7 protein-coding genes are annotated in these 7790 nt (G+C 52.7%); all 7 read right to left on the bottom strand.

Features of this window, described 5'->3' with window-relative positions; all coding sequences use genetic code 11:
* Positions 1 to 113 precede the first annotated feature (113 nt).
* On the bottom strand, positions 114 to 530 hold the full coding sequence (locus tag HY768_03885; GenBank protein ID MBI4726356.1) for a hypothetical protein: 417 nt from the start codon (positions 528 to 530) through the stop codon (positions 114 to 116).
* A gap of 11 nt (positions 531 to 541) precedes the next feature.
* Positions 542 to 802 carry a hypothetical protein gene (locus tag HY768_03890; protein ID MBI4726357.1) on the bottom strand — a complete coding sequence of 87 codons (261 nt, stop codon included), beginning with the start codon at positions 800 to 802 and terminating at the stop codon, positions 542 to 544.
* A gap of 418 nt (positions 803 to 1220) precedes the next feature.
* Positions 1221 to 1424, bottom strand: a complete 204-nt coding sequence (locus tag HY768_03895) for a winged helix-turn-helix domain-containing protein (protein MBI4726358.1) — start codon at positions 1422 to 1424, stop codon at positions 1221 to 1223.
* Between the two features lie 84 nt (positions 1425 to 1508).
* The gene (locus HY768_03900; protein ID MBI4726359.1) at positions 1509 to 1991 is read right to left on the bottom strand and encodes a ferritin family protein; all 483 of its coding nucleotides are present in this window, start codon (positions 1989 to 1991) and stop codon (positions 1509 to 1511) included.
* A 789-nt stretch (positions 1992 to 2780) separates the two neighbouring features.
* Positions 2781 to 4952, bottom strand: a complete 2172-nt coding sequence (locus HY768_03905; GenBank protein ID MBI4726360.1) for an RNA-binding transcriptional accessory protein — start codon at positions 4950 to 4952, stop codon at positions 2781 to 2783.
* 541 nt (positions 4953 to 5493) lie between these two features.
* On the bottom strand, positions 5494 to 6366 hold the full coding sequence (locus tag HY768_03910) for a T9SS type A sorting domain-containing protein (GenBank protein MBI4726361.1): 873 nt from the start codon (positions 6364 to 6366) through the stop codon (positions 5494 to 5496).
* Positions 6257 to 7573, bottom strand: a complete 1317-nt coding sequence (locus HY768_03915) for a hypothetical protein (GenBank protein MBI4726362.1) — start codon at positions 7571 to 7573, stop codon at positions 6257 to 6259. The genes HY768_03910 and HY768_03915 overlap by 110 nt, the downstream gene beginning before the upstream one ends.
* Positions 7574 to 7790 lie beyond the last annotated feature (217 nt).

The following is a 7790-nucleotide window of genomic DNA, read 5'->3' on the forward strand; positions in this document are numbered from 1 at the left end:
GCCATATTTTGCCGGCGTTTTCGCCGATAATTGGGTTCCACATTTTCATTCCTCCTTATAAAGAGTTGAAAATATTACGCCGCGCAGCCCGGCAATCATAACCCAAATCACAATTATCCGTTCCCAATAATCCAAGATCTTCCATCGTCCGGCTCGTTGAAAATGTCAAAGGGCGGGTAAAACACCACCGCTCTCGCCGAGGGCGGGTTTGGCCCAAGCTCCGGCTTTAAAATGCCAAACAAATACTTCTGCACCCCGTCTCTCAATAAAAGGTTCAATTCGGCCCAAGTGATGAAAGGGTTGCGTTCTTTATATTTTGACATCGCCATGTCTTGCCTTAACTCCAGAATCGTTTGTTTAATTGGCCCCTGCCCCACCATGATCGCCTGATAGCGGGCAGTTTTAAGCAATAGCGTTTCGCGCTGGTAAAACACGATATAAACGGCCTCCAGCCCAGCATAACAATCCCATTCCAATTCCACCGAATACAGCCTGGGCCATTCGCCGTTGTTGCATCTTGCCCATTTCATGTCAGGCCCTTTCAAAATATGAACACATACTCCGGTTTTTTCCCTTCCACGCCGTAAGCCTCCTTCATGCCTTTATGTAAAAATAGTTCTTTGATTTTCAAGGCAATTTCCGGCGATTCTGCCTGCCAGAATAAAATATTAGGAGAATCGTAAAGCGTTTTGCAATTGGGAGGCGAATCGGCTGTGCCGATGTACCAGACATGATAGGCGATCACATTGGCGTTTTTAACCCGCTCCTCTATTTCCCCAATTATCTCTTCTTTTAAAACCATCGCCGCCCTCCCAAATGAAGGTTAAAGTTTCAGTTCCGGGCGCAAGCTGAGCGCCTCCGCTAGGCGCCCCCGCTGAGGCCTTCGCTAAAGCTAGTGCCTCCGCTAAAGCTTTGGCACACGCTTGCGTGCCGAAACAGCTGCTATGAATAGCTACTACAGCGTGCAGGCACGCTTGCGCGCCGAAACAGCCACTATTAATAGCTACTACAGCGTGCAGGCACGAGGAAGCCATAATATAAAGCCTAAGCGGACGGCCCCCAAGGGTAGGCAAGCATGTAGCGTAAGCGAAAGCTACGGCACTTGAAGAAGCCGAACAAGAAAGCGCAAGCGGACGCCGCAACCGTAATTTTTAAAACGCGATTGACTTTGCCGCCGGTTGCCAAAGGCCCTAAAAACAAACAGGGCCTTAAAAGATTGGTTATTCTTTTAAAGCCACTTTGACCTGCCGGCCTTCCAAAATAAAAGCCATTTTATCCTCCCGGGCCAGCCAGCCCAACCCTAAATAAAGCCAGTTGTCGTCCAATTTGGTTTCCTTTTTGAGGACGGTAATACTGACCGTTCCTTTTTCGGACAACACTTGCCATATTTTGCCGGCGTTTTCGCCGATAATTGGGTTCCACATTTTCATTCCTCCTTATCCCAATAATCCAAGATCTTTCATCGTCCGGTGCCAAAGGCTATAGCCGACGGCGTCCGCCGGCCGGCTTCAGCCGCCCTCAAAAAACATGGCCTGCTTTTCCAACGCGGCCAAATGCCTTTCCTCCCATTCGGCCAGGGCGATAAAGAATTTCCGGAAATTCTCTTCCTGCTTGCTGTCGGCCAGCTTACGGTAAAGCAATATAGCCTTACGTTCCGCTTCGGCGAATTTCTTTACCGCGGACAAGACCGGCTCCGGTTCACCGGCCAGCTCAGCCAGTTTCTTGGAATACAACGGACTGAGTTGATCTTTTCCGTAGTCGACGGGCGGGCTGATTTCGGGAAAATCGAACCTCCCGCTCTGGAGATAATATTTCTCCACCGCGTATTCCAGCATCCGGCGGTGCTTTTCCTCATCTTGGGAAAACTGCATCAAGACGACACGGGCCAATTCATCATTGGTCTTTAAGGCGGCCTGTTTGTAATACAGCGCCGCCTCACTCTCCAGCTGGATGGCCAGCCTGATAGATTTCAATAATTCATCTATTTCCATCGCCGATCACCCGATTATTTTGTTGGCGTTTTGCCTGTAGGGCTTACTTACGATTTTATCCTTTCAAAAGACATGCAAAATTGTAGTGCATTTTTTGTTCCATTATGCCGTCGTAGCATTTTATAATTGCGCTTTATTTTTCTGTTTTCAACTTCAGGCAAGTTGTTATTTTGCAACGCCTAAGTTAAATGATTTCTCTTGGTTCAATGCCCAAAATAATAAAATTCTTATTACATCATACAATTTTTTAAGATTTAAAAAGTGCAGAATGATTATCCCCTTGGTTCAGGAACATCGGCCACCGGCCACTTTGGAACTCATCCCCTCTGTCCCCTTCTCTTAGACAAATTCGGGCTAACATGATGCAAGAGAAGGGGAAGTGAAGGGGTTGAGTTTAGAACCTCCAACTCTCTATATAGTTCTTCCTGAAAAACCCGCTAAACACTCGAAAAAGCGCGAAATGTTGAATTCAGAATATTACTTTAACATATTTTGTGATCAATAGGTTATGGATTTTCTGAGTTTTCGTGTTTTTCGCGTTTTTCGCGGGAAAAGGGGTCTTTTTCAGTGGCAACTATATAATTCTTTCCTGAATAGATGGGATAATCATTAAGTGCAGATATTGTTATGGCGTATTTACCCAGGCGGCCAACCCATTACAGGCTATTATATTGACCTATTATATAATGTCTGCAAGTCTATCCCTTCTTAGTGCAAACCTTGCCCCAGTTGATATGGCTTGCAGCCATACGATATGCCCGACGTAAGCCGAAGAACAGCAAGCGTCGGTTATATCTGGATAGTATCATTGATTTCCTTCATGGACAGGGCGATCCTTTTCCGCTCCAGGTCTATTTCCAGCACTCTCACCTTGACCCTCTGCCCGACCTTGACCACCTCCTTGGGGTCCCTCACATATTTATTGGCCAGCTGCGAGATGTGAACCAGCCCGTCCTGGTGGATCCCGATGTCCACGAAGGCCCCGAAATTGGCCACGTTGGTGACCACCCCCTCCAACATCATGTCCGGCTTAAGGTGTTTGATCTCGGTGACCCCGTCCTTAAAATTGGCCGGCTCGAATTTGTCCCGGGGATCGCGTCCTGGTTTTTTCAGTTCAGATAGGATGTCATTCAGGGTGGGCAGCCCCACCTGGTCGGTGACATATTTTTTAATGTCTATCTGTCCGGCCAGCAGAGGATCGCCCACCAACGCCGCCACTTTGGTTTTTATATCATTGGCCATCTGTTTGACGATTGCATAGCTCTCGGGATGCACGGCCGAATTGTCCAGCGGGTCCGCCCCGTCCCTGATCCGCAAAAAACCCGCCGCCTGCTCAAAGGCCTTTGGCCCCAGCCGGGTTACTTTGAGAAGTTCCTTCCGGTTCTTGAAAGCGCCCTGCTCGTCCCGGTGCTTGACGATGTTCTTGGCCAGGGCCTCGCTTAAGCCGGAAACATAGGACAGCAGCGAATAGGAGGCGGTGTTCAGGTCCACCCCCACGAAATTAACGCAGGATTCCACCGTCTCGTGCAACGACTGCCTGAGCTTGGGCTGGTTGACGTCATGCTGGTACTGGCCCACCCCGATGGACTTGGGGTCTATCTTCACTAACTCGGCCAGCGGGTCCTGCAATCTCCGGGCGATGGAGATGGCCCCCCGCACCGAAACGTCCAGATCCGGGAATTCCTCCCGGGCCAGGTCCGAGGCCGAGTAAACCGAGGCCCCGGATTCGTTGACCACCACCGGCTGGAGCTTGAAACCCTTGTGCTCCCCGATCACCTCCCGGACAAACTGGTCGGTCTCCCGGGAAGCGGTGCCATTGCCGATGGAGGCCAGTTCCAACTTATATTTTCTGGCCAAAGCGGCCAGGGTCCTGGCCGCCTCCTGTTTTTGGGAAGATGAGCTGTGGGGGAAGATGGTGACATACTCCATGAATTTCCCGGTCTGGTCCACCACGGCGATCTTGCAGCCGGTGCGCAGCCCGGGGTCTATGCCCATGATGGCCTTGGAGCCGGCCGGCGGGGCCAGCAAAAGATTCTTTAGGTTCTCGGCGAACACCCGGATGGCCTCGGCGTCGGATTTTTCCTTGATCTCCGAGCGCAGTTCCGTCTCGATAGAAGTGTTCAAGTAGATGCGATAGGCAAAGCCTATCACTTCGCTTAAATACTGGAACTGGGCGAAGGAATTGTCCTTGATGAATTTCCCCAGCAGGTAGCCGTTGATCTCTTCGGTCGGGGCCTCCACCTTGGCCGTAAGCGCTTCCTCGTTCTCTCCCCGCATGATGGCCAGATAGCGGTGCGAGGGAATCAACTTCAACGGCTCCTTGAATTCGTAATACTGGTTGAACTTAGTTTTCTGCTCTTTGAACTCGTCGTTGACCTGGGAGGTCAGGATCCCCTTGGCCATGGTGATCTCCCTTAGGAACTTGCGGACCTCGGCGTCGTCGGAGATCAGCTCCGCTATGATGTACCTGGCCCCGTCCAGAGCGTCCTTGGCGCTGTTGATCCCCAGTTCCGGGTTGATGTATTTTTCGGCAGCCGCCTGGGGCGCCAGGCTTTCGGCTTGCAGCCAAAGCTCCAGGGCCAGGGGCTCCAGACCCTTTTCCTTGGCCACCATGCCCTTGGTTTTTCGCTTGAGCTTATATGGCAGGTAAAGATCTTCCAGTTCCTGCTTGACCAGGCAGGCCTCGATCTTGGCCTTTAGCTCATCGGTGAGTTTGCCCTGTTCCTCGATGCTTTTCAGGATGGCGCTTTTGCGTTCGTCCAGTTCCTTGATGTAATCAAAGCGGTCGCGGATGTCGCGGATCTGGACCTCGTCCAGCAGGCCGGTCTTCTCCTTGCGGTACCGGGCGATGAAGGGGATGGTGGCCCCTTCCCCGAACAGCTCCAAAGTGTTGCCGACCTGAAACGGCTGTAAGCCCAATTCCTTGGTGATGACCTGGGTGATCTGCAGTTCGCTGAGCATGTTTCCCTTCAAAGTAGTTTTGATCGAAAGGTTATCTGAATTTTCGCGACTATTCAGCTATATGTATTTTTATTATAAAGGTAAAGGCCACGGTTGTCAAGGGGGTGCCGGCAGAAAAATGTGAACGAAAAATGGTAACTGTTCAGGCCCTGGTAAAAAGTGTCAATCTTTACCCTGATTTTTCTATTTCAATTGCCATGAGCTTCAGCTCGTGGCTGAAAGATCGGTAAAATATCTCTTGGGGTTTCAACCCCCTATGGTGAATTCATATCCTGAGCTTCGCTGGGGCTAATTTATCCGCCCCCGTTTTGTAACGGGGTAAACTCCGCTTTAGCGGAGGAGGAAGCCTACCGGATTTAACATAATTGCCTGCCACGACCTGAAGGTCGTGCCTGCGCGCTGAAGTGCTACGGCACGCAAGCGTGGCAATAATGGTTGACGAATACATCCTTTTCAATCAATGCCTGAACAGTTACGATAAGTTTACAATATAAAGCCCCCCGATATATCGGGGGGCTTTTGTATTCGGCGGTCTTGGGCGTTATTTTACCGCTATCATCTTCTTTATGGCGCTGAAGTCCCCGGCCTGCAGCCGGTAAAAGTATACCCCTGCCAATAGGTTATGATTGTTCCAGTTTATTTGGTGATACCCGGCCGGCTTTTGCCCTTCGTTGAATGTCTTGATAAGCTGGCCGGCTATGTTATATACCTTTAAGCTGACGTTGGAGGCCCGGGGGAGCTGATAACTGAAGACCGTCCGCCCCCTTGACGGGTTGGGACAGGCATTGCCCAAAGCATAGACCGCCGGCAAAGACGTTTCCGGCCTGCCCGCCACGCCCATAGGCCCGATGGCCTTGAAGCTGTACTGTATAGAGCCGACCTTGTTCAGGCTGGAGTCCTGGGCTATTGCCCGATAGTTGATGGTCAGGGTCTCGTTCACGGCCACTGCCTGCACGGGTATGGAAACCTCAAAGGTATCAGCCGTGCCGGATAGCATTCCCAGAGTGTCCGGACTGCCGCCGTTAAGCTGATAGACCAACCTTACCCAGGCCAGGGCCTGGTTGTCCGTTACCGCCGCTTTCACCGGGTAAGGACCGTAGGGCGCAGCATCGTCGTCCGGCAATGAGTCTATATATGAGATAACCGGAGGCTCGGCCTCTATGTGCTGCAGGTCCCAGTCGGTCAGCTTGGCGTAAACGTCCATGCCCTTTAGCCGGCGGTTGTCCTCCCAGGCGAACAGTATCCGGTCGTTGTTGCAAGCTGCATTCCGGCCGCCGTAAACATACCGGTTAGCCAGGACCTGGTCATTGACCACAACATTGCCTCCCACCGGGACGCCCATTTGATAGACCTGGGCCATTATGGCTGAAATATTGCCCGACGGGTCGTACCGGTAGTCCTCCCAGGTTACCACAAGTTTCTGGCCGTCCGGCGACAGGGCAACGCTGGGGTTGCGTTGAGTAGCAGTCCCGGCATCGTCGTTGACGATGAAGTTTGCCGCCTATGAGCGTGCCTGCCGCGTCATAGCGCTGGCAGTAGATATCGTAATTCGTCCCGTTGCGGGAATCCATCCAGGCCACTACTATTCCGCTATCCGTTGCCGAAACGCTGGGCTGGTATTGACCAGCAGTCCCGACATCGTCGTTCACCTTGAAGTTCGCTCCTAATGGTGAGCCTGTCGAACCATAGCGCTGGCAGTAGATGTCCGCATTCCCGTTGCGGTAATCATACCAGGCCACGGCTATGCCGCTGTCCGTTGCCGAAACGCTGGGCCGGGATTGATTAGCAGTCCCGGCATCGTCGTTGACGATGAAGTTCGCGCCTATTGGCAAGCCCCCGGCATCATAGCGCTGGCAGTAGATATCGTAATTCGTCCCGTTGCGGTAATCCATCCAGGCTACTACTATTCCGCTATCCGTTGCCGAAACGCTGGGATAGTATTGATCAGCAGTCCCAACATCGTCGTTCACCTTGAAGTTCGCTCCTAATGGTGAGCCTGTCGAACCATAGCGCTGGCAGTAGATGTCATAGTTTCCGTTGCGGTAATCCCGCCAGACCACGACTATACCGCCGGCCCAGGCGGCAATGGCTGGGTCAGAGCAGCTGCTGCCGGTGAACTCGTTTACCAGGCAATCCGGTCCGACCGGATTGCCTGAAGGATCGTAGAGGCGGCTGAAGATATTATAGTCCCAGCCGCTGCGGTAATCGTTCCATACTACCGCCAGGCCGCCGTTTGCCAGCATGGCCGCCGCCGGCTCAGATTGGTCGGGATAGCCGCCAGTGGTATCGTCGTTCACCAGAAAGTCGTTCTTTATCAACCCCTTATCGATTGGTTTGGGCAGCACCTGCCCGGCTTGTTGACTATGGCGTTTACGCCCGTGAGGGAGTAGTCTGCCCGCATCAGGGGTGTCATCTCCAGCTTGCCGTTCGCCTGGCCGGAGACACCGCATCCTGGGGTCTTGGGGCCCGAACCAGCGGCCGTGTTCAGGCTGCGGACTGCCGGGATTCAGGCGTAAATGGGGAAGCGGATCCTCCGGGCCGGGCCTGTTTACGGCCCAAACCAGGTTGCTGCCTCCGAAAATGACGGCCGCGGCCAGCAGGCCGAAGATCAGTTTTTTCATCCGGGTTTCCTCCTTTATTGACGTTAGGGGTTTTTGTACTATGAGTAAAGTGTAGCCGGCCTGGGACCGTTGATACCGCCCGGATTTGCGATAGCCCGAAGCGAAGGCGGAGCCCCGCCAACGGCGGGGCGGAAGCATGAGCCAGGGTTTGGGCGGCGAAGGTGCAAGTAATCGTGAGGTGCGCAGCACCGAGCGGCAGCAAATCTGATTGTTAGCC

This window comes from candidate division TA06 bacterium, assembly GCA_016208585.1.
Classification (GTDB): Bacteria; Edwardsbacteria; AC1; order AC1; family EtOH8; genus UBA5202.

Excerpts from the sequence above, each read along its gene's own strand:
- HY768_03905 (MBI4726360.1), bottom strand. The coding sequence starts at position 4,952 with ATGCTCAGCGAACTGCAGATCACCCAGGTCATCACCAAGGAATTGGGC.
- HY768_03885 (MBI4726356.1), bottom strand. The coding sequence starts at position 530 with ATGAAATGGGCAAGATGCAACAACGGCGAATGGCCCAGGCTGTATTCG.
- HY768_03900 (MBI4726359.1), bottom strand. The coding sequence starts at position 1,991 with ATGGAAATAGATGAATTATTGAAATCTATCAGGCTGGCCATCCAGCTG.
- HY768_03890 (MBI4726357.1), bottom strand. The coding sequence starts at position 802 with ATGGTTTTAAAAGAAGAGATAATTGGGGAAATAGAGGAGCGGGTTAAA.
- HY768_03895 (MBI4726358.1), bottom strand. The coding sequence starts at position 1,424 with ATGTGGAACCCAATTATCGGCGAAAACGCCGGCAAAATATGGCAAGTG.
- HY768_03915 (MBI4726362.1), bottom strand. The coding sequence starts at position 7,573 with ATGAAAAAACTGATCTTCGGCCTGCTGGCCGCGGCCGTCATTTTCGGA.